Source organism: Zhongshania antarctica, assembly GCF_014202945.1.
GTDB lineage: Bacteria > Pseudomonadota > Gammaproteobacteria > Pseudomonadales > Spongiibacteraceae > Spongiibacter > Spongiibacter antarcticus.
On sequence record NZ_JACHHW010000001.1, the window covers coordinates 509,151 to 530,121 of the forward strand.

At 51.1% G+C, this 20,971-nt stretch carries 15 protein-coding genes; 4 read left to right on the forward strand and 11 right to left on the reverse strand.

Annotated features, from left to right (window positions below):
• The first annotated feature begins 102 nt into the window (after positions 1 to 102).
• Positions 103 to 1,635, forward strand: a complete 1,533-nt coding sequence (locus HNQ57_RS02325; RefSeq protein WP_184460998.1) for a hypothetical protein — start codon at positions 103 to 105, stop codon at positions 1,633 to 1,635.
• A 62-nt stretch (positions 1,636 to 1,697) separates the two neighbouring features.
• Here the strand turns inward: HNQ57_RS02325 and HNQ57_RS02330 are convergent, their stop codons facing one another.
• Both HNQ57_RS02330 and HNQ57_RS02335 read right to left on the reverse strand, forming a co-directional pair.
• On the reverse strand, positions 1,698 to 2,930 hold the full coding sequence (locus HNQ57_RS02330) for an iron-containing alcohol dehydrogenase (protein WP_184460999.1): 1,233 nt from the start codon (positions 2,928 to 2,930) through the stop codon (positions 1,698 to 1,700).
• A gap of 84 nt (positions 2,931 to 3,014) precedes the next feature.
• Complete coding sequence (locus HNQ57_RS02335; protein ID WP_184461000.1) at positions 3,015 to 4,568, reverse strand: long-chain-fatty-acid--CoA ligase; 1,554 nt, start codon at positions 4,566 to 4,568, stop codon at positions 3,015 to 3,017.
• 385 nt (positions 4,569 to 4,953) lie between these two features.
• Between HNQ57_RS02335 and HNQ57_RS02340 the strand changes: the two genes are divergently transcribed.
• Both HNQ57_RS02340 and HNQ57_RS02345 read left to right on the forward strand, forming a co-directional pair.
• Positions 4,954 to 6,312 carry a cytochrome P450 gene (locus HNQ57_RS02340; RefSeq protein ID WP_184461001.1) on the forward strand — a complete coding sequence of 453 codons (1,359 nt, stop codon included), beginning with the start codon at positions 4,954 to 4,956 and terminating at the stop codon, positions 6,310 to 6,312.
• Positions 6,313 to 6,393: 81 nt separating this feature from the next.
• The gene (locus tag HNQ57_RS02345) at positions 6,394 to 6,837 is read left to right on the forward strand and encodes a PaaI family thioesterase (RefSeq protein ID WP_184461002.1); all 444 of its coding nucleotides are present in this window, start codon (positions 6,394 to 6,396) and stop codon (positions 6,835 to 6,837) included.
• Positions 6,838 to 6,881: 44 nt separating this feature from the next.
• On the opposite strand, the gene HNQ57_RS02350 is transcribed toward HNQ57_RS02345, so the two are convergent.
• From HNQ57_RS02350 to HNQ57_RS02365, 4 genes are all read right to left on the reverse strand, one after another.
• Complete coding sequence (locus tag HNQ57_RS02350; RefSeq protein WP_184461003.1) at positions 6,882 to 9,254, reverse strand: TonB-dependent receptor; 2,373 nt, start codon at positions 9,252 to 9,254, stop codon at positions 6,882 to 6,884.
• Positions 9,255 to 9,549: 295 nt separating this feature from the next.
• Entirely contained in the window at positions 9,550 to 10,449 is a 900-nt protein-coding gene (locus HNQ57_RS02355; protein ID WP_184461004.1) for an NAD-dependent epimerase/dehydratase family protein, read from the reverse strand.
• A gap of 51 nt (positions 10,450 to 10,500) precedes the next feature.
• Entirely contained in the window at positions 10,501 to 11,895 is a 1,395-nt protein-coding gene (locus tag HNQ57_RS02360) for a hypothetical protein (protein ID WP_184461005.1), read from the reverse strand.
• 43 nt (positions 11,896 to 11,938) lie between these two features.
• Positions 11,939 to 13,075: a sulfotransferase family protein gene (locus HNQ57_RS02365; protein ID WP_184461006.1), complete on the reverse strand. Its 1,137-nt coding sequence runs from the start codon at positions 13,073 to 13,075 to the stop codon at positions 11,939 to 11,941.
• 256 nt (positions 13,076 to 13,331) lie between these two features.
• Here HNQ57_RS02365 and HNQ57_RS02370 point away from each other — a divergent pair, with 256 nt between their 5' ends.
• Entirely contained in the window at positions 13,332 to 13,991 is a 660-nt protein-coding gene (locus tag HNQ57_RS02370) for a TetR/AcrR family transcriptional regulator (RefSeq protein WP_184461007.1), read from the forward strand.
• Between the two features lie 64 nt (positions 13,992 to 14,055).
• On the opposite strand, the gene HNQ57_RS02375 is transcribed toward HNQ57_RS02370, so the two are convergent.
• The 5 genes from HNQ57_RS02375 to HNQ57_RS02395 form a co-directional block, all read right to left on the reverse strand.
• Positions 14,056 to 16,527, reverse strand: a complete 2,472-nt coding sequence (locus HNQ57_RS02375; RefSeq protein WP_184461008.1) for a TonB-dependent receptor — start codon at positions 16,525 to 16,527, stop codon at positions 14,056 to 14,058.
• A 203-nt stretch (positions 16,528 to 16,730) separates the two neighbouring features.
• Positions 16,731 to 17,786, reverse strand: a complete 1,056-nt coding sequence (locus tag HNQ57_RS02380; RefSeq protein WP_184461009.1) for an alkene reductase — start codon at positions 17,784 to 17,786, stop codon at positions 16,731 to 16,733.
• Positions 17,786 to 18,406 carry a nuclear transport factor 2 family protein gene (locus HNQ57_RS02385; protein WP_184461010.1) on the reverse strand — a complete coding sequence of 207 codons (621 nt, stop codon included), beginning with the start codon at positions 18,404 to 18,406 and terminating at the stop codon, positions 17,786 to 17,788. The genes HNQ57_RS02380 and HNQ57_RS02385 overlap by 1 nt, the downstream gene beginning before the upstream one ends.
• A 2-nt stretch (positions 18,407 to 18,408) precedes the next feature.
• Complete coding sequence (locus HNQ57_RS02390; RefSeq protein WP_184461011.1) at positions 18,409 to 19,188, reverse strand: SDR family NAD(P)-dependent oxidoreductase; 780 nt, start codon at positions 19,186 to 19,188, stop codon at positions 18,409 to 18,411.
• A gap of 19 nt (positions 19,189 to 19,207) precedes the next feature.
• Positions 19,208 to 20,971: an amidohydrolase gene (locus HNQ57_RS02395; RefSeq protein WP_184461012.1), complete on the reverse strand. Its 1,764-nt coding sequence runs from the start codon at positions 20,969 to 20,971 to the stop codon at positions 19,208 to 19,210.

The window sequence follows — 20,971 nt, forward strand, 5'->3', positions numbered from 1 at the left end:
TCACCAGCGCTACTGTTACCGCAGTCAAGACCTCACAATATAAAGTGTAGCGGAGCCAAGTTCTGCGCTTATTCGCTCTATATTATTGAAACGGGATTACTTATGAATGCAGCCGACAACACCCCCATACTGGTCGGCGTCAGCCAGCGGACGTATCGCGACACCGGTAACACGAATCGCACGCCCACTGATGCCCTGCACGATGTCTTGGAGCTAGCCCTAAAAAATAGTGGACGCGGTGAAGCACTGCGCGGCGCCATCGACACCTTGTGCACTGAGCCCAGCCTGCTCGAGGTATCCGCTGAACTCGGTGCATTAATCAGCCGTTTTCCCGGCCCAGAACTCGCTAAGCGCCTTGGACTCAAGGACGCGCGCTGCCTGAAAGCGCCCGATGGCGGAAACGGCCCGCAGATGTTGATTAACCATTTTGCCAAGGAGCTAAACCAGGGTCAGCGCCGCGCTGTGGCTATTTGCGGCGGCGAACTGACGGCCAGCTTCAAGAACTTACTCGGCGGCGGTGGCGACATAAGCCACTGGCCAAGCGACGCGGCTGGCGAAACACAACAGCCATGGGCTGAGCGCAGCGGGACCCACGCAGAAGAACTCCGACACAATTTATGGCTGCCTACCCATATGTACGCGCTGTTTGAAAATGCCCTTCGCCACCGCTACGGACACAGTTTAAGCGAGCACCAAGAACACATGGGTAAAATTATGCAAGGCTTAAGCGACACCGCCGCCGCCAATCCAGATGCGTGGTCTTACCAACGACCACGCAGCGCTAAACAGCTCGTCAGCTTCGAAGAACGCAGCCCTTGCCTCGCACTACCCTACAACAAATACCTCTGCGCCCAGATGAATATCGACATGGCCGCCGCCGTCATCATGACGACTGTCGGTACCGCCCGCGAGCTGGGTATCAATGAAGATCAGTGGATCTATCTCAACGGCTGCGCGGACGTCAACGAAGTGTGGTACGTCGCCGAGCGCGCTGACTTATCGCGCTCTAGCGCAGTTGCCCTCGCTGGCGAAACCGCACTTGCACGCGCCGGATGCCATATTGACGATATCGCCTTAATGGACATTTATAGCTGCTTCCCCTCTGCGGTAGAAATGGCTTGCGAAGCGCTGAATATAGACCCATTTGGTGAGCGCCCCCTCAGTATAACCGGCGGCCTGCCTTATTTTGGCGGCCCCGGTCATGGCTATAGCCTGCACGCCGTTGTCACGCTAGTAGAGCAACTTCGTGAACGCCCTAATGACAATGGGCTAATCACGGCTAACGGCTGGTATATGACCAAAGAATCTATCGGCATTTACAGCGCAAAGCCAAGCGAGATGCACTGGCAGCGCGGGGACGACGCGGCACTGCAAACTCAAATTGATGCCCAGCCCCACCAGCTCATCGACGACACCCCCAACGGCAATGGCCGCGTCGACAGTTTTACTGTGGTCTGCGACAACAATGGACCAAAGCAGGGTATTATTATTGGCAGCCTAGACAGTGGCGCCCGCTTCATCGCCCATACTGAGCAAGACAATGCGCTATTTGCACAGCTGATGACCGAAGACGTGATCGGCCAACGCGGTGTAGTCTCCAGCGGTGAACAACACAATTTATTTCGTTTCAAGTAACAAAAAATGACGCATAAAAAAACCGGCAATTGCCGGTTTTTTTATGCGTCTGAAAACCAACGCTAGGCAAATTCAGCAGCTCTCTCGGTCGTGCTTAGCAATGTCGCTAAAATAGCCTGGCACTCTGCGCGGCTCATCAAAATGGGCACCGGATAAGCTGCACCTTCCTTAACCGCAGCGGCAGCAATGGCAGGGATATCCGCTTTGTTTAAGTTATCTAAATACCCAGGAATACCTAAGCGTCGATTTAAGTCAGCGACAGCATCAATGAATTTCTCAGCCGCTTTTTCATCACTGTCGCCACTGCCAGCCACGTCGATAAGTCGCCCTAATCTCGCCAGCGGCTCCTGTGCAGCCTTTGCCATAAAACGCAGAACTTCGGGCATCACCAAAGCGTTAGCTAAGCCATGAGGCGTTCCGTACTGACGACCCAGCTGATGCGCAATTGCATGCACATTCCCCACCCCGGCATCATTGATTGCCATACCAGAATAATAGGCTGCAATTGCCATTTGCTCGCGGGCAACCGCATCACTACCGTCACGATAGGCGCGGGGCAAATACTCAAAAATCATTTTTACCGACGCGTAACCGTAGGCGTTACTACTGTCGGTGCCCCATAGACTAATATACGTTTCGATTGCATGGGTCAAGGCATCCATTCCGGTTGCCGCGGTGATAGCTCCCGGCATGCCAAGCAGTAAATCGGCGTCGAGCGCAACGGCTTTTGGCAGCATTTTTGGGTCGGCAATAAAAAACTTTTCATGGGTTTGCTGATCAGAAATTACCGCGGCAATCGTCGCTTCTGAGCCAGTGCCGGACGTTGTTGGCAGTGCAAATAAAGGTAAGGGCGCCTTCTTCACTTTAAAGTAGCCAACTAATTTCCTACCATCTCTACCATTACTCGCCGCTGATGCTATGGTTTTCGCGCAGTCAATTGACGAGCCGCCACCAATAGCCAGTACCGCATCGCAGCTATATTCGGCTTGCAACGCCAACCCCGCATCGACCATGGAAAAAGTCGGATCGGGCAATGTTCCATCGTAAATCGTACAGACAACCCCTTCCTCTGTCAGTACATCAACCGCACGGGCAACGATACCCAACTCAACCAAGGGCTTATCACTCACCACGAGAACTTTTCGGATACCCTGGCGTGCAATGTGCCGACATAGCTGCGCCGTGCTACCTTGGCCAGTAAAGGCCATATACGCCAGCGACGGCATCAACTTAAAGGGAATAGCAATCAATGCTAAATAGGTGCGTTGTAATAAGGTTCTTAAAAACTTACTCATTTTAAACTCCAGTTGGTCGATGACCGAAAACCACTTCACTTATTGCGGTATCAGCTTGTTCAAACTAAGGTGCCTTAGTGGCCACTAGACCACTTCGCCTTGGTATTTGGGAACAATGTTAGCCCGCAGCTCTTTTTTCAATATTTTGCCGCTTGGGTTCCTCGGCAGCGCAGCCACGTATTCCAAGTACTTGGGCGTTTTAAAACCCGCCAGCGACTCTCGACAATGACTAATCAGCTCCTCAATTGTAATCTCGCCTTGATCACCAGCCACTATAACCGCCAATGCAACCTCGCCCCACTTCTCATCAGGCACACCGATCACAGCAACATCTGCAATTTTGGGGTGGCTCATAAGTACGTTTTCTATTTCAGCAGGGTAGATATTTTCCCCCCCCGATATAATCAAATCCTTCACCCGATCCTTAAGAAACAGGTAGCCATCTTCGTCGAGATAACCGGCATCGCCCGTGTGCAACCAGCCATCGACAAGCGTCTTAGCGGTTGCTTCCTCACACTTCCAATACCCCTTCATCACCTGTGGACCACGCCCTAATATTTCGCCGACTTCACCGATCGGCAGGGTATTACCCTTGGCATCAACCACCCGCAGCTCTGTGCCAAACACCGCTCGACCACACGAGCGCAGCAGTTCAGGCTTGCCCTGCAAAGCGCGCATGTGGTCTTCGTTAGTTAAAAAGGTCAACGCCGTGGTGGACTCAGTCTGCCCATAGCCTTGATAAAACTCGCAGTCAAACACCGCTAAACAACGCTTTAGCAAATCAACCGATATCGGTGATGCGCCGTAGTTAATCCAACGTAAATTAGAAAAATCGTATTTCTCAATATCCGGCACACACGCTAGAGAAAATTGCAGCATCACGGGAACAACTGACACATAGGTAATATTCTCGTTAGCCATTGTCTCTATCATACCCACCGGATCGTAGTCCCGGTGTAGGACTAGATCACAGCCGTAATACATTGCCATCAAGGCCCCGACCAAACCTAAGGCGTGGAAGGTGGGGGCAATGATCAAAGCGCGATCGCCGGCACGGGGCGCGCGTCCCGTTGTCAGAGGCGCTTGGATACTATTACAGATCAAATTACGGTGGGTTAGTAAAGTGCCTTTGGGCAGGCCGGTGGTGCCACTGGTGTACATTTGAAACAGCACATCATCACCGTGAATAACCACTCGGGCAGGCTCACCAGCATTCCCAAGCCAGCGATCTAAAGGTGTCGCCCCATCCAGCTCACCAACGATTGAAACCTGCTCCACCCCCGCAAGATAGCTGCCGACCAAGGGCGCAAATTCGCCGTCGATGAACAACACGCGAGCTTCGGCATTTTCCGCGATAAAACCCACTTCATCGGCGGTAAGTCGGTAATTAATGCCGACCGGCACCACGCCAGCTCGCGCGCACCCTAGGAAAACCAGCAGATTATTCAGCGAATTTTTACTGAGTATCGCCACTCGCTCACCTTTAGCAACACCGCCAGCCTGCAAGCGGGCTGCCACCCGGCCAATTTGCTGCCAAGCTTGCGCATAACTCAGTTGCTCGTTGGCATCACTACCAAATGATGCATCGGGCCGCATTTTCACTTGAAAGGCCAAATAATCCACAAAACTATCAAACATCTATTCATTCCTCTTTGTATCATTACACGAGCGGCAAAAATGACGGTAAAAAATAATAGCAATTACACTTTTGGAAAAAATTCTTAAGAAAAATCGCGGATATCAACGTCACTTTTTATTATTAATAGCCAAGAAAATATCATAAGACCTAGGCTATCAGTGTCTCGAAGTAGGAGTTAGTCCTGAGGTGCCTGAAGTTGGCAGCGCCCGACCAAAGGCACAGTCTATGACACATTCATAATTGCGATTACCCGCGTCCTTAGCGTTGTTGGCACATACCGACTAAGGCCGTCGCGCGCCGACTAGACCCCATTACGCCGCTGCCATAGTGTGCCCGCTAGAAAACGCCACCATACAATGGCGAAGGTCAGTAATGAGGAAAAATATGAACAGCCCGAGCATTGATCAAGCAGACTTTCCACGACGTCCAAATCGCAGCCTTTCCCACATCCCTGGCACGAGCGGGCTTCCTGTCTTTGGCCAGACCTTTAGCTTTTTGCGCAATTACAAAGCCTTGACTGAACTGCGCTTCAAAAAATACGGAAAAATTTCCCGAGGCAATACCCTCTTCCAGCACAGCCTTACCTTACTTGGACCTGAGGCAAATGAAATTGTACTCAAAAACAGCGAAGCGCAATTTTCCAGCATGCTGGCATGGAACCCGCTGCTTGACCGCTTATTTCCAAATGGCTTAATGCTTAAAGATGCCGAAGCGCATCGCTATGATCGCAAAATTCTTCAGGGCGCCTTCAAAAAAAGCGCCATTGAAGGCTATTTAGACACTATGAACCCCCAGCTTGAACGCGGCTTAGCCGCGTGGCCAAAAGGCCAAGAATTTCATTTCCAGCACACCGTAAAGCAATTACTACTGGAAGTAGCGGCCGAAGTTTTTCTCGGCGTTGAAATGGGGCCCGAGGCCAGCGGCGTCAATCAGGCGTTTGTCGATACCATGTTGGCGTCAATGGCGGTGGTGAAACTCCCGATACCCGGCACCCTTTGGCACCGAGGTCTGCGTGGCCGACAACACCTAGAAGATTTTGTAATGGCGCACATCGACACCAAGCGCCGCGAGCAGGGCCGCGATATTTTTTCCCAGATATGTCATGCCACGGATGAAGACGGCAATCATTTTTCCGATGAAGCGGTTCGCGACCATATTATCTTTTTACTATTTGCGGCTCACGACACCACAACAAGTACGCTTTGCTCAATCATTTTCGCCTTGGCTAAAAATCCCGAGTGGCAACAGCGACTTCGGGAGGAGTACAAGGCCGTTGGCAAGACCCAGTTAGAATACGACGACTTAGGCCAACTGGAGGACAGCAAACTGGTCTTCAAAGAAGCCCTGCGCATGTATCCGCCAGTCCCCGCCATTCCGCGGCGCACCCTAAAAGACATGGAGCTTTTCGGTTACCAGATACCCAAAAACACAGCAGTAGCGATATCGCCGCTCTTCACCCATTACATGGAAGAATATTGGAGCGAACCTACCAAGTTTGATCCAGAGCGATTTTCTAAAGCGCGCGCCGAAGACAAGAAGCACTTTTTCCAATGGGTGCCCTTCGGCGGTGGCGCCCATAAATGCCTGGGCTTAAATTTTGCCGAAGTGCAAACCAAGCTTTTCCTTTTCCACCTGCTGACCCGTTACCAAATACAGGTAAAAGAGGGCTACGACATGCCGCGCAGCTGGGTGCCCCTCATCTTCCCCGCAGACGGTTTGCCGGTGACATTTAAACCCTTATAACGCCTACTCACTATCAAACTAATCGCGGCGTCCGGCAACGGCCGCCGCTTTTTATTGCCCTACACTATTGGACACCACCCCATGACAAACACCTTCTTTCCGCACTGTGATGAATCTCACTGGCAAACTATGCCAATGGTGGCCGGACGTTCTTTCGACGCCAAAATGGGCGCGTTTGAATTTCGTAAAGTTTCCACGAGTAATGCGCAGGCGCGATTCATCACGAATGAAGACTGTCGAAATATTCAGCACGGCTTGCACGGTGGCTTCCTCGCGGCCTGCGCCGAGCAAGCGTTCTACCTACCCTTATACACAAACCGCTGCGTTGCCCTCGGCCGCGTTGTTACCATTGATTTCAATATGCAGTTTCTCCAGGGCGGCGAGATTGGCAAAGACATCATAGCCGATATTGAACTACTGAAAGAAACAGGACGAATGGGCTTTATCCGGGGCACGCTTAGTCAAGGTGGCCACTGTTTATGTAGTTTCAATGCTACGCTCCGCAAACTGCCACCCCAGGCATAAAAAAGCCCAGCGAATGCTGGGCTAAATCACAAAGACGGCAATATTTAAAAGCGCAACACACCCTCTACCGCAACACTGCGCGGCGCATCGGTTGCCGCAAAGTGAGCACCAACAAATAATGGAACATCATTGCCGCTTGAGCGTGTCATTTCATTCGTTAAGTTCTTGGCAATCAGCGCGACTTCCCAACCCTTGGCAAAGTTCAGCAGTGATAGGCGACCATTGATTTTGTAGTAGGCTTCCTGCAAATCAGACTCGTCGCGATCTTGGGTGTAAAAGTATTCATCGCTGTAATTTAGGTCCAGCTGCACACGCAATTCCATAGCATCGCCAATAGGCTGAATATACTGGCTGGTTAAACTCGCCGACACCTCAGGCGCATAATCCGTCCCCGCGCCAGACAGATCCTGACGACAATCGGGATTACCGGCCCGGTAGGCCGCATCGGTTTGCTCCGCATTACACGGCCCATCGACAAACGAGGTGAAGTAGGAATCCAGCCAAGCCATTGACGCACCCACGGTTATGCGCTCGCTCAATGCCCAGCGCAAATCAGCCTCAACACCTTGCGTAATAGATTCAGCCGCATTGCCAGCCACATAGCCTGTTAATGTAAAGTTACTGACTTGGCGATCCATAAATTCAGTATAGAATACGGCCGCATTAAATGTCGCCGCACCATCGAGTAAGGTGGTTTTTATGCCCAACTCAAAAGTGTCGGCTTCTTCATCTTCATAGGTAAATGCATCTTGGCTGGCCGTGGTATCGCTGGCATTAAAGCCACCGTCTTTAAAGCCTTTGGCATAACGAAAATAGGTCATTACGTCTTCGACGGCATACCATTGCAGATTAAACGCCGGTGAGACATTAGCCACTTTGCGCGCATTGCTAATATTGTGATTTTCCGAATTATTTAACGCGCCAGCAATAATCGCATACAGCGGATTTACGGTGCGCTCTTTAGAACGAAACTCGGCAACATCTAAATATTTTTTCGCCACTTTTTCGTCCTGCCCCCAACGAAGACCGAAGGTCGCGCTGAGCGTCTCGGTGATATTCCATGTCGCTTGCCCAAATACCGCCACGCTGTCGGTGGTCTGATCAAATTCGGTATAGGTCGCCAACTGGGTTGGCAACGACAAGCTTAGCCCCGGAATCGGCAATGTACTTGGTATACCCAGCGCGGCAAAATCCAAGTTAAGCCATAGTGTACTGTTTAGTTCTTGGGTGTGCGCGTAAACACCGGCGATAAAGTCGATACGCTCGCCAGCGCTACCAGCAATCCGAAATTCCTGACTCAGCTGGGTGAAATCCTCAGTATTTTCAGTGCCGATAAATTCCAGATCAGTAAAATCAGCATCTAAATTAAAGGTAAAATCAAACTGTGAATAACCGGTAATACTCGTCAGAGTAAGCGTATCTGACACCTCATAGTCTAAAGTCAGTACCGCAGCATCACTGTTATTTTGAGTCATCGCTGGCTGCCAAGCAAACTGCCTGTCAGATTTTCGACGATCAAGCTGGCCATCCTCACGAGGATCAATTTCATCCTCCAAATTAAATGACAGCAGGGGCAGGGGTAATGAAATAGGTAGGTCAATTGGCAAGGCAATATTGGATTGGTACAGGTTAAACGTACCGGTATTATCCGTAAGCTGAAAGCTAGTGCCCGTTAAACCAAAATCAGATCGCTCCATCTTAAGATTCACATCTAATTTGTCACTCGCGTCCCAGCGCAATGCTAAACGCAAGGATTCATCGGCGCGCTGCGCTTCATTGCGATCAAGAATAAAATTCTCGACATAACCTTCTTCATCAAGCCGCTTGTACGCCGCACGAGCAGAAAAGCTATCCCCCATGGGAATATTCAATACGGCAGTCACTTCATTCGCACCGAGCTCGGAATTGTGCTGATAGCTCAGTTCACCGCTAAGCTCCTCAGTCGGGCGGCTAGTAGTAATATTCACTGCGCCAGCGATGGTGTTTTTCCCAAATAGTGTACCCTGCGGCCCTTTCAGTACTTCAACTAGAGCAATATCAAGAAAAGGCGCTTGAAATTGTTGGCCTCGTCCTGCGTAGATACCATCAATAAACATACCTACCGATTGCTCAAAGCCGCGGTTATCACCCGAGCCAACGCCACGGATGTACACTGCGTTACCCTGCCCGGTTACCGCCATTTTAAAATTAGGCACATAAGCAGCAAGCTCCTCAATACGCTGAAGCCCCGCATCACGTATTTTAGCACCGTCAACTGCCGCAACCGCAATCGGCACGTCCTGTAAGCTCTGTTGCTGCTTTTGGGCCGTAACAATCACCTCTTCGAGCTGTGTGCGGTATTTTTCTTCAGCGGCGAATCCGGCAGCGGGGATCACCATCAGCGCCAATGCGCTACCCCATAGTTTGCTGTTCAGCATAGTCCTTCCCGTATCGGTATTATTGAGCAAGATAGTGTCACAATGTCTCACAGGAGGATTGTTTAGCAATGTCAGCTGTGTCGCCAAGCGACATTCCAGCGAACGACAAAACGTGTCCGCCACTTAAATCCCCGCACCTATGACACGCCAACACAAAAAGATGCTTTAAGAGAAGGGTAATAATACTTAGGAAGTTAATCACGTAGACCCAGTTATCTAAAGCCGCCTAAGGATAGCCGCCCATCACGACAACTATCTCTACACCACGATAAAACCTCGTGAATCCGGCATGCCTCTATGGCGTAACAATATTTTTAATTAAGGCTTTGATCTGATGACGATCATAGCCAAGTACCGCCATATCCTCAGCCGCTGGCTCATAGCTCACCGTAGCTCCGGCGCCTGCAAACATAATGACATTAGGGAACATAGGATGATCGTCTTCTCTAACCTCAAGTTCTAGCGGATTTCCCACTGCCTCGAACCACAACTCAAGATACTCTTTCCAGCTATAATTTTCATCGCCAAGCAGATAGGCCTTGCCCGACTCACCATGATTCAAGGCATTGAGCGCGGCCTGAGCAAGGGAGTGGGCGCTGATATGGTTGGTGCCGCCTTTAGGTGCGAAAACAGGCAAGCCCGGAATATTGCCCCTCGCGTACTGTTCCAAGGCGCTGATATAAGGCACATCCATACTGGGGATATTACCGAGGACAAACGGCGCATTTAAGCTACAAATCGAGAACTGTTCATTACTCAGCGCGCGGACGGCCACATCAGTATTATCGCGCGAGGTGACATAGGGGCAAACGCCGATCTGCTGTGGCGCAACTTGCGGGTAAAAAGTCCCCACCATCACTGCCCTGCTAAACCCTGCGTCCCGAGCCGCGACAAAGAAACGGGGTACTGCCTCATCATTTACCTTCGTGTAAAAGTCCTGGGGGGAAACAGAGCTGTCTTGGGGAATATTACGAATATCCGCCGCGGCTGAGAATACCAGCCAATCGAAGCCGTTCAGGCGGCCATCAGAAAAATCGTCATTGATGTAGTCGCCTTGGAGAAACGGCATATCAGCCAGCCCCGGCACTGTCGTCGGCTTGCGGGACATCAGCGTTACCGCATGACCGTTTTCTTGCAAGTAAAGTGCAATCTCGCCGCCGATTAAGCCCGTACCGCCTACCACTAATACCTTCATGATTTATTCCTGTGTTAAAACTAAATTATTCGGTTTCTCGATCATCCGACTTTAAAACGCGCGAAAGCGCCGCTGAACATGCCGTTGGCGCAATGTCACTTGCTGTTGTCGCTGCGCCTGACTAACAACAGGCGTCGATTCCGGTAAGTACTCACGAACTTTGTCAAAAGCCACTTTTTGCACGGTAAGGCTAGGCCACTGCTCAGGCTTAGGCATCTCGCTATAAGCCCAGCGCGGCGCAAGAAAACCTTCGTGGTGGCCGCTGGTATCCAACCAGTTTGGCACCCCAGGGTCGCTGTGCGCTACCACCAAACGGATGACGCCGTCCGCATCTGCTGTCATTTGATGGCCGTTTAAACTGCTGATACGGTTGGCGTAATCTATAGATTCACCCCACAGATTACTCAACTGAAAGCCGATATAGTTGGGCGGCAACTGAATTCGATTCTCAATAATTAGCGCCTCCCCCTCTTCCAATTCAAAAACCCCGCCCGCGTAGAGATTGGTGCTCATACCGCCGCCTGTCGCGCCGGACGCGACATTGATGTTATTGAATGCATTGCGTTTAAACGCCACTCCCGGAATCGAACCGGGGCGCTCGCCATAAGTGCCCATTGGAATAGCCCAGAAGGCATTCCAAAAATGCACCTGATTGCGCACCAATTGCCCAAGCTCGCGCAGCTGTGCTGCGGCGCTTTCTGCCGAATACGCTGGCGGCGCCGCGACCACTGCTAAAGGCGTAATTTCAAAATGAATAGCCTCCTCATATTCCCAGTCGTTAAATAGCTGACGTCCGCTTACGTAGTTGGCGTAACGCTCTGGGCCAAGTTCAGGCTTTGTGGGATGGGGCCTGTCGACGATTTTCAAGGTGGAAATAAAATTGCCGACATAATCAGCCGGTTTCTCCGGCGCCAGTAAAATATCAAAACTGCCGTCGGCATTGACCGCTATGCACGAGGAGTCAAGACGCCCGGTCTGGGCCTTCATTCCCGGCCGCAATTCACTCAGCTCACCGGAATCCCCCGCTAGGCCACCGGCAGTGGCTTCAAAAATAAGATAGTGAGGTGCCTTGCGCACGCCCGCCGCGGACTCACCGCCACGCCAATGCTGCGAGTCGCCCATTTCGCCGTGAATCCGATAGCTTGCGCGGCCGTCGATAGGCGTGAAAAAATAAATGCCATCGGCGTTATCGATAGTGCCGCGATTAATCGCACTCAAGGCATTGCGAAATTGCGGGCGCTGGGGATCGCTGTGAAATGCGCGCTCTACCGCACTGTGCATATAGCCCATTAGGTAGCGGTAACCCTCGGCCAAATTGCGATCACTTGTCGGCGGCGGCATGAGATCGGGATTGTCGATGGCCTCACGGGCTTGCTGTAAAGACCCAATCATCTCATCCCAAGCCGTGCGCAAGGCTTGCTGCGCTGTCTTTGCATCCATGGTCATTTAATATTCTCCTGTTCAGTTTTCAGAACAACAAAAAAACGCGTCATTGCGTGGCCTGCGGCCACGCGAAGTCATCAAAAAACACCGCTAGCTCTTTCTCGATACGCTCTGGCGACAATTCATAGTCGTCTATGCTGTAGGCAAACCGGGTACTGTGACTGCGTTCTTTATCTTCTTGCGCAAGTAAATAACGATCAAATTCTGGCGATACCGTCATATTGAATGCCTCGTAGACCTGCAACACCGTAGCTCGTGGTTGCCTTGTAAGCTGACGATAATCGACCACAATTTGCGGGGTATTAGGGTGGCGCGCCAATACCTGACGCGGATGCTGAAAGGTCTCGAAAGACACTTCAGTCAAGGCTCGCAACGACGCGTCATAATCCTCCCGCCGCCAGCCCTTGGCTCTCCAGCTGACTTCTACCAATTTCAGTACACTCGGTATGCACTCACGAGGATCGCGCACCACTACCGCGATACGGGCATCAGGAAAGGTCTCAATCAAGGATTCAACCCAGCCACTCATTACAGGGTTTTTACTGAGATGAATACCACTACCGCCATTGAGCAATAATTGGCGTTTAACGCACTCACGATAGTGACGCAACCAACGACGACGCTTTTTCACCGGCATTTCGTCAACATGGAAAAGATCAATCACGTCCATCATCGGCACATCCAAGGCCCACTGCTGGGTAAGAAATGCGCCGCGCATAACGAATTGGTCCTCCTCTGAGTTCCACAAACTCATATCGTGAATGTGACGATATTTGCCAAAGGTTTTTTCATCCCAGGCCATTAGCCGCTTTTTAATCGGACCACCAAACACATGTTGATCGACCCAGCCGAGACCGCGAATGACCTTTTTCTGGAGCAGTGAGGGAAAGAAGGTCTCCCAGTAAAGAAAGTAACTGAAGGTTTCGCCATCCGCGGCTAATAGACGATGAATCAAGGTGGAGCCACTGCGCGCATGCCCCACCACAAATACCGGCTGGCGAATCTTTTGGCGCCACAAGCCCGGAAAAAAAAGGTAATCCAATACAAAACAAAGACTGTGAATAAGGGTTATCAGCGGCACTAAAAAGACAAGCCGGAATAACATGCGTCGGCGCCCACGCCAAACCTTCAGCGACCACACATGGCGTAGCACCCGCCAGTAATATTCAATATCAAAGTACATAATAAAGGGTCCGTTAAATTGAGCAGTCAGCTGACTCTACGTCCCTGCAAGGACTGCAACAACTCGCGTTTATGCCCATTCACTTCAATCACAAACCCCTGATATACGGGAGCTTCAAGCTCTTTCAACGTGCAAATAAGAAACTACTCACGTTTACGCTTTCTGTTAAACCGGCAACAGCTACCCCGAATGCAGGGCGCAAAGTAGCCCCGATTTGCTACAGTTGGGGGGTTCATATACACAATGGGTTTCGACAATGAAGAAATTACCACCAGAACCCCGTCGTCGGCCGAGTCAGAGCCGCTCAAAAGTATTGGTAGACGCCATTATCCAAGCCTGCAAACAGGTATTGGCCGACGAGGGCGAAGAGCGCCTCACAACCAACCGCATCGCCGAAGTTGCCGGAGTGACCATTGGCTCCCTTTACCAATACTTCCCAAATAAAGAGGCCATACTCGCGAATCTGCTCAGCGAAGAATTTGCTGCGGCAAGTGACCAAGTCTGCCGAGAAGTGACGCCCCGGGTTGCCGCACAGATTGGGATTTCCCTGCGCGCCACCATCCACGAGCTCATTCACGTCACCGCAGAATTACATCTGCGCTACCTACGACTACACGGCAGCTTTTATCGGGAGTATCACGATTTTTTTGATTTTCACGGCAAGGTCAACAAACACATGACCGAGGTTTTCCACCAACCGTCATGGCAAGATTGGTTGCCTGATCTATTAAAAAAATACAAAAGCGAAATTATCGTTAGCGATCTCGATCAGGCCGCGTTTATAAGCGCGAATATCATTGAAGGCTTAATAAGCACAGCGCTAAAGGACAGGCCCGAGTGGCTTGAGAATGAGGTTTATCTCGACAATATTGAAACTGCCGTGATGAATTTTTTACAGGGCTGTAGCGGGGAATAGTGTATACGGGGAACTATAAACGCTGAGCAATCGGATTGCCCAGCGTCATTTATCAATTAAAATTTTAACGTTGCCAAGTATAGATAAAATCCAAGCCAACACTACGCGGCTCGCCAAACATGACCGAACGGCCCGCTTCCGGCAAATTATGAATATTATTGATGCTGTACTCTTCGTCGAGCAAATTCTTGCTCCACAGCGAAATATCAACATCGCCATCAAACAGTGTCAGGTCGTATAAACCAAGGCGCGCGTTCAGCACAGCAAACGCGGCTTGACGGTCTATTTGGAAGGTCGAGGTATCCCTTCTTACGCCGCCATTGCGCTCATCGGTAAAGGAATAGGTCGCATTAAAGGCCAAGCGCTGTCCGGCATTACCCTGCCAAATACTCCAGTCCATCGCGGCGGTGTAAGCATGACGAGGCGTGGAGTCAAACACAAAGCCATCGTCTATTTCACCAGACAGTGGGTTTGCGCTAGGCTCAATACTGGCAGCAAGATAAGCGTAATTTAAAATTAGCACCAAATTTTCATGAGCCAACCATGTTGTATCAAACTCAAAGCCCTGCAGGGTAGATTCATCGGAATTAGCAACGGTGGTATCGCTCACCGCATTCGGGATACCGAAATTAAGCTGCTGACCTTCAAAAATTTGCACAAACACATCAGCATTAATCTGTACTCTGTTCTCGAACAAACGCGATTTAATGCCCAATTCATAGGCCGTTACTTTTTCTGGATCAAACCCCTTCGTAAAACGCTCTGCGCCTCCGGCATTAACGGGTTCCCGCGTATTAAAGCCACCGCTTTTATAGGCTTCGTTACGCTTGGCGTAAAGGTTAATTTCATCAGTAAGGTCAAAAGCGGCAACAAGGCTATAGGACTGGTCGTCAAAATCGCGGTCGCCGTAGGCATCGTAAAAAACTTCCGGAAGCTGTGTAGCAATATCCATATCATCCCGGTCAGTATTGTCACCGTCACCTGGTGTTACTAAAAAGCTAATCTGCCGCCGCTGCTGACGCGCTTTACGGTTGTCTTGAGAATGCCTAAAACCCAAGGTAAAACTTAAGCGATCGTCTAGTATCTGCGGCCGCCAAGCTAACTGCATAAAGGCGGCCATGGCGGTGTTTTCTATATAGGCATTCTGCTGGGTCATGACTTCAATGCGGTTGCCCGTATTGTTGCCGTCTTGATTACTGCCCAGCGGCGCAGAAAGCAAATGACCGACTTCGTCTGACCCCTGGTGCGCAGTTTCTTCAAAATAATATAAGCCCGCGATATAAGAAAAGCGATCGTCCAGCAGCCCGCCAGAGAACTGAAGTTCATGGGACGATTGTTCTTGGGTAATATCAGGCTGAAAGCCATCATAGAAAACGCTTCGGCCTATGCAAACAGGGGTACATGGCGCCGTACCACCAGCAACGGCCGCGACAGGAAAGCCAAACACCGCATTATTATCGAGGCGATAACCGTCCGTCCGCGCTCCGATACCTAAACTGGTTGGCGTACTGTCAAATAATGCGCGCTGCGCGTAGATATACTTAATCGCTAATTGTTCACTGTAATTCCAATTTATGCTCAGCTGATGACCGTCAATAATATTATCCGCCTCGACAAGGTCTATCGGAGAATGCATTTTATCCGGACGTCGACCAGACACATTAAAATCGTAAAATTGACGAGCGCCCGAGTTAATCAGGTTGGTAATGGCGATGCCAGAATTTGCGCCGGGGTTTGGAATTTCTTCAGATGGCAGCACGGCAGAATAAGCCATATTGGTATTAGCCACATCAGCCTTGTCATAGGCGTAATCAACGCGAACTGTATCGCTCACATCCCAGCCGAAATCCACACGATAGCCGGTAGTCTGGGAGTCACCAAAATCGCCGCCCAAGCCGGTATTTTCAATATAGCCGTCAACAGATTTTTCGAGATAGGACAGCTTTAAGGCTGAGCCCTGCCAAAGAGGTAGGTTTAACATACTCTTACTGGTAAACAGATTACGGTCACCGTAGGTAAGGCTTTGCTTTAATAACAGGGCATCGGGATCAGGGCGCCGAGTAACGAGATTTACCGCGCCACCAGTCGAATTGCGGCCGTAGAGTGTGCCTTGTGGGCCTCGTAATACCTCAATTCGGCTTAAATCCGCTATCTCGGTTGCTAGCGATGACGAGCGCGCAATATAGGCGCCGTCGATATACACCCCCACGGGTGGGTCTTGGGTTATCTGGGCGTCAATCAGGCCGATACCACGAATATAAATTCGCAGCGTCGTGGTGTTAATTGGAAATGGCTGGATATTTAGCGAAGGAACATTATTTGCCAGATCGCCAATATTGCCGATACCTTCACGCGCCAGCGCCTCTTCGTTAAAGGCATCCATTGCAATAGGGGTATCTTGCAAAGATTCCGCTTTTTTCTGGGCCGTGACGATCACCTCTTCGAGCATCATGTTCTTTTGCTGGGCAAAGCTAGATATCGACGTTAAGGCAAACACCGAACCAAGCGCTAGCGCGTAATGAGCAAGTGGCTTCATAGTTTCACTCCCATGAAATTAGTTTTTATTTGTCTGATGAAGAAGAATCTTAGTGAGATGGTAAAGAAGTTACCTACCACCAAACACAGCAAAAACAGTCAAGCTAATGCTCATATTAATCCGAATGTGTCACCCAGCTGCGAGTTTATAATTATTGCAGCCAAGTGCACTCAGCCATCACCAATTTCTATAAGCCATTGTTATCATGGACTTACTGGGTAATCGCTATAACCTTCTGGGCCCGGCGAATACAGTAAACGCGGGTTCATTTCAGCCAGTGGCAAGTCATTTGCAAAGCGATGTGGTAAATCTGGATTGGCAATAAATGCCCGCCCAAACGACACCGCCGCAATCTGCGGATCTGCCAACGCCGCTTCTGCCTCATCGCGGCTATAGCTGTCATTCACAATGAGCGGACCATTAAAATGCGCTTTCGCTAAGGCGATATTATCTTGAATTTTAGGCATGCGAATGACGTGCAAATACGCCAAGCCCATTTGGTCGACCGCATCGAGCAAGGCCGCGAATGTCGCGCAGTGATCGTCATCTTGCAGATCATTAAAGGGATTGCCAGGGCAAATTCGCATACCAACACGGTCAGCGCCGTCTACCGCTGTCATTGCCGCTAATAACTCAATAACGAAGCGTAGGCGGTTCTCCAACGAGCCGCCGTACTGGTCATCGCGGTGATTAGTACCGGTACTCAGGAACTGTGCGGGAAGATAGCCACTGGTGCAGTGCAATTCAACACCATCAAAGCCGGCAGCATATGCCATTTCTGTCGCGCTCACGTAGTCGGCAATCGTTTGTTTAATATCGCCTAGACTCATCGCCACTGGCGTCACAAAGTCTTGCATGCCCGCTTCAGTATAAATTTGTCCCTGGGCAGCGATCGCCGAGGGCCCTACCGTTCTTACCCCTACCCCTTTGTTATCGCTGTGGGCCACTCGACCACAGTGCATTAACTGCAGCACAATTTTGCCACCGCGCGCGCGCACAGCATCACAGACCTCTGCCCATGCATCTTGCTGAGCCAGAGTGTACATACCCGGCGTGCGGCAATAGCCTTTGCCTTCCGCACTTGGGTGGCAGCCCTCGGTAATAATAAGGCCGGCGCCGGCGCGTTGCGCGTAATAGTCCTTCATTATCTGATTAGGCATACCATCCTGCGCTTCTGCGCGGGAGCGGGTCATGGGCGCCATGACCACGCGATTCGCTAAACTCATGCGGCCTAAGTTTACGGAACTCAGTAATTGCATTATCTCACCCTAATTTTTGGTGCGGGACTGCCGCGGCGCATACGCGTTAAAAACTCATCGACCGGTGCCGGCGGGGCAACTTCAGGCAGTTCTGCCGGGCTGTTTTGCCAGAACTCTTTCCAGCTGGGGAACAGCTCGTGAAATGCGCCGTAGTAGGGTTCTCTGCCCGGCCAGCGCATTTTCATATCGCCGATTGGCGGCTTATTCAAATCAGTCGCATACCAGTAACAGGGCAAGCGACGCCGAAAATACCAACGACCGTCAATGCGCTGGTAATCATCCCAGTACAACATTTGCATAATGACCCACTCGCCGCCGCACTCGTGTTCATTTTTAGAGTACAACACGCCAATGGCGTTATCTGGGTCTTTAAATTCGATAATGTGATTACCAGTGTGATGCGAGGTACCGGTAAACTGGTGGCGCAGAGTATCGTCTACCCAAGCTTTTAGATGACTGCGACCACTGTGTTCTCTACTCACCCTAATGTCTTCGGCAAATAAATTCACGTGGGCGTCGAGATCACGCATATCCAAAGACAGGGAATACTTGGCTACCAACTGGCGAATTTCGTCCAAGGATTCGAGTCGATCAATACGCTGCTCTAGAGAAGTTGTCATCGTTAATCTCCCCACGCCGCCGCGCCAGTATTGAGTTCAGCCATGCGGCCACCGTCTACCGGAAGAACAGCACCAGTGATATAGGACGCGTCATCGCTGGCCAAGAACAGAATCGCATTCGCGCACTCGCGAGGATCGCCAATACGCTGCAGGGGAATCGTTTTGCCCGTGGCTTTTTGGCTGTCTTCATCGGGGTTTACCGATTCCAGCGACGGCGTTAAAAACGCCCCCGGCACCACCGCATTACAGCGAATTTGGGGTGCCCATTCGATGGAAGCATTGCGGGTCAGCGAGATCATTGCCGCTTTGGCAGCACTGTAACCGGCGGTTCCCATTGAGCCTGCCAGACCGCACACCGAGGACACATTCACCACCGCGCCGCCATTGGCACGCAATTGCTTAAAGGATTCGCGCATCAAAAACATTGCGCCATCGAGGGACACTTGAAAGTTTTGATGCCAGGCCTTGGTTTTGTGATTAGCCAACATGCCCGGCACCATCAGCACTGCATTGTTGACGATAATATCGATTTTACCGAAATGAGCGACCGTATCTTCAACTAGCTTTTTAACCGCCAACTCGTCACTGACATCCACCGACAGTGGCAGGCATTCGCCGCCAGCATCTTGGATGGTTTTGGCAACAGCTTGCAGCGGCTCAAGACGACGACTGCAGATCACCACCTTCGCGCCCTCTTCGGCAAAGCGAATTGCCGTGGCCGCACCAATGCCCTGACCGCCCCCGGTAATAATGGCAACTTTGCCCTGTAGTCTCTTCGTCATAACGGCTCCTAATACTTTATTAGCGTGATTCATTTGAAATCACGTCACATTCATTGCGGCCGCGCTGAAAATAGCAGCGACCCGCAATCCAAACTTGATCGACCTCGAAGTTCAGTAAATTATCTTCGCTAGCCAACGGGCTGCGATCCAGCAGCACCAAATCAGCAAACTTACCCACCTCTAATGAACCGATGTCCTGCTCTTTAAAACTTTGCCAAGCGGCATCGATGGTCACCGCGCGCAGCGCTTGCAAAGTATTAATACGCTGTTCGGCACCGAGTACCTCGCCGCTGCGGGTTTGCCGAGTGACACTGGTCCACAGCAATCTGGCCATGTCCATGGGTACGACCGGAGAATCGAGATGCACCGTAAAGCGCAGATCGGCAGCCTGCGCCTCGGCAAGTGGGCTAATACGCCCTCCACGTTCAGGGCCGAGGAATTGATCGCGATGGCGATCACCCCAAAAATACGTATGAGCACTAAAAAAGCTGGGGCTAAGACCGGCCTTTTTCATTCGAATAAGTTGATCGGAGCGAGCCATTTGGCCGTGGACTAAAATCGGTCTGGCATCGGCGCGAGGACAAGCTTGCTGGGCATATTCAATGGCCGTTAACACCATGTCGATAGCGGCATCGCCGTTACCGTGGAGCGCTAACTGGTAATTTTTGCAGTGCAGGGTTTTGACCTGCGCATTCAACTCCTCTTGCTTATAGCGAGAAAAGCCGCGATAGCCAGCATCACTACTGCCAGTTTGCTGTTGATAATAGGGCTCGGATAGATACGCGGTGTAGCCCTGAATACTGCCGTCGACAATGATCTTTATTGCCGAGGCAGAAAATGTATCTGACTGGAAATCGTCGAGGCTCAGCGCGCCACTCTTTAGCTCTGCCTCCATTTTGTCTGCCAAGGGCCAGACCATTACCCGCTGGGGCATACGCTGCAGTTTAGACAGCCAATACAGGCCATTGAGCAAGCGCGAATCGACCCCGCCGCTCTGCACTGTGGTGACCCCAGCAGCAAGGTATTGGTCCCGGGCGGCGTCCACCATGGCAAGAAAATCAAGGCCTGAGAAATCCATGGCTTCGGCAGCCACCAGATCGGTCGCATGCTCAAGTAGCAGCCCGCTAGGCTGGGCAGTGTTGCCTTCGCGGACAATAACCCCACCTTCAGGGTCGGCGGTCTCGGCGCTAATTCCGGCACGGCGCAAGCCTGCGCTATTCACCACCGCCAAATGCCCAGAGCTGTGCATGAGGTAAATAGGTCGCGTCGTAGACACCGCATCGAGGTCGTGACGATTCGGGTGGCGCTTTTCTAGTAAGAGCGAATCATCGTAGCCAAAGCCAAACAGCCAATCCTCGTCCTTGCCGGTTTTTGCTGCCTCAGCTAAGTGCTGTTGAATATCACTAATACTGCGGACAGCGCCCAAGGGCGGGCTACTTAAATCTGTGCCCACTGCGCTAAGGCCCGTACCGGGAAAATGCCCGTGGGCATCAATAAACCCGGGCAGTAGCGTTTTGCCCTTAAGATCGTATACAACAGTACCAGCCTGACGCAGGGCCAAAATTTCATCATCGTTGCCCAGTGCTTCAATACGCTCACCGCGCACTGCCATCGCCGAGACCACGCGATTACTATCATCCATCGTTAAAATCTGACCGTGAATGAACAACTGGAGCGGCGGCAAAGGGGGCGTTGCGCCTCGCAAATAGTAATAGCCAACACACAACACCACCGCCGCTAACAACAAGGTGAAGACAAGTAAGCCCACGATAATTTTTTTCAT

Bases quoted from the DNA above. Each gene is read 5' to 3' on its own strand.
- HNQ57_RS02330 (WP_184460999.1), bottom strand. From the start codon at position 2,930: ATGAGTAAGTTTTTAAGAACCTTATTACAACGCACCTATTTAGCATTG.
- HNQ57_RS02360 (WP_184461005.1), bottom strand. From the start codon at position 11,895: ATGACCATGGATGCAAAGACAGCGCAGCAAGCCTTGCGCACGGCTTGG.
- HNQ57_RS02350 (WP_184461003.1), bottom strand. From the start codon at position 9,254: ATGCTGAACAGCAAACTATGGGGTAGCGCATTGGCGCTGATGGTGATC.
- HNQ57_RS02355 (WP_184461004.1), bottom strand. From the start codon at position 10,449: ATGAAGGTATTAGTGGTAGGCGGTACGGGCTTAATCGGCGGCGAGATT.
- HNQ57_RS02340 (WP_184461001.1), top strand. From the start codon at position 4,954: ATGAACAGCCCGAGCATTGATCAAGCAGACTTTCCACGACGTCCAAAT.
- HNQ57_RS02380 (WP_184461009.1), bottom strand. From the start codon at position 17,786: ATGCAATTACTGAGTTCCGTAAACTTAGGCCGCATGAGTTTAGCGAAT.
- HNQ57_RS02370 (WP_184461007.1), top strand. From the start codon at position 13,332: ATGAAGAAATTACCACCAGAACCCCGTCGTCGGCCGAGTCAGAGCCGC.
- HNQ57_RS02385 (WP_184461010.1), bottom strand. From the start codon at position 18,406: ATGACAACTTCTCTAGAGCAGCGTATTGATCGACTCGAATCCTTGGAC.
- HNQ57_RS02375 (WP_184461008.1), bottom strand. From the start codon at position 16,527: ATGAAGCCACTTGCTCATTACGCGCTAGCGCTTGGTTCGGTGTTTGCC.
- HNQ57_RS02365 (WP_184461006.1), bottom strand. From the start codon at position 13,075: ATGTACTTTGATATTGAATATTACTGGCGGGTGCTACGCCATGTGTGG.
- HNQ57_RS02335 (WP_184461000.1), bottom strand. From the start codon at position 4,568: ATGTTTGATAGTTTTGTGGATTATTTGGCCTTTCAAGTGAAAATGCGG.
- HNQ57_RS02325 (WP_184460998.1), top strand. From the start codon at position 103: ATGAATGCAGCCGACAACACCCCCATACTGGTCGGCGTCAGCCAGCGG.
- HNQ57_RS02395 (WP_184461012.1), bottom strand. From the start codon at position 20,971: ATGAAAAAAATTATCGTGGGCTTACTTGTCTTCACCTTGTTGTTAGCG.
- HNQ57_RS02390 (WP_184461011.1), bottom strand. From the start codon at position 19,188: ATGACGAAGAGACTACAGGGCAAAGTTGCCATTATTACCGGGGGCGGT.
- HNQ57_RS02345 (WP_184461002.1), top strand. From the start codon at position 6,394: ATGACAAACACCTTCTTTCCGCACTGTGATGAATCTCACTGGCAAACT.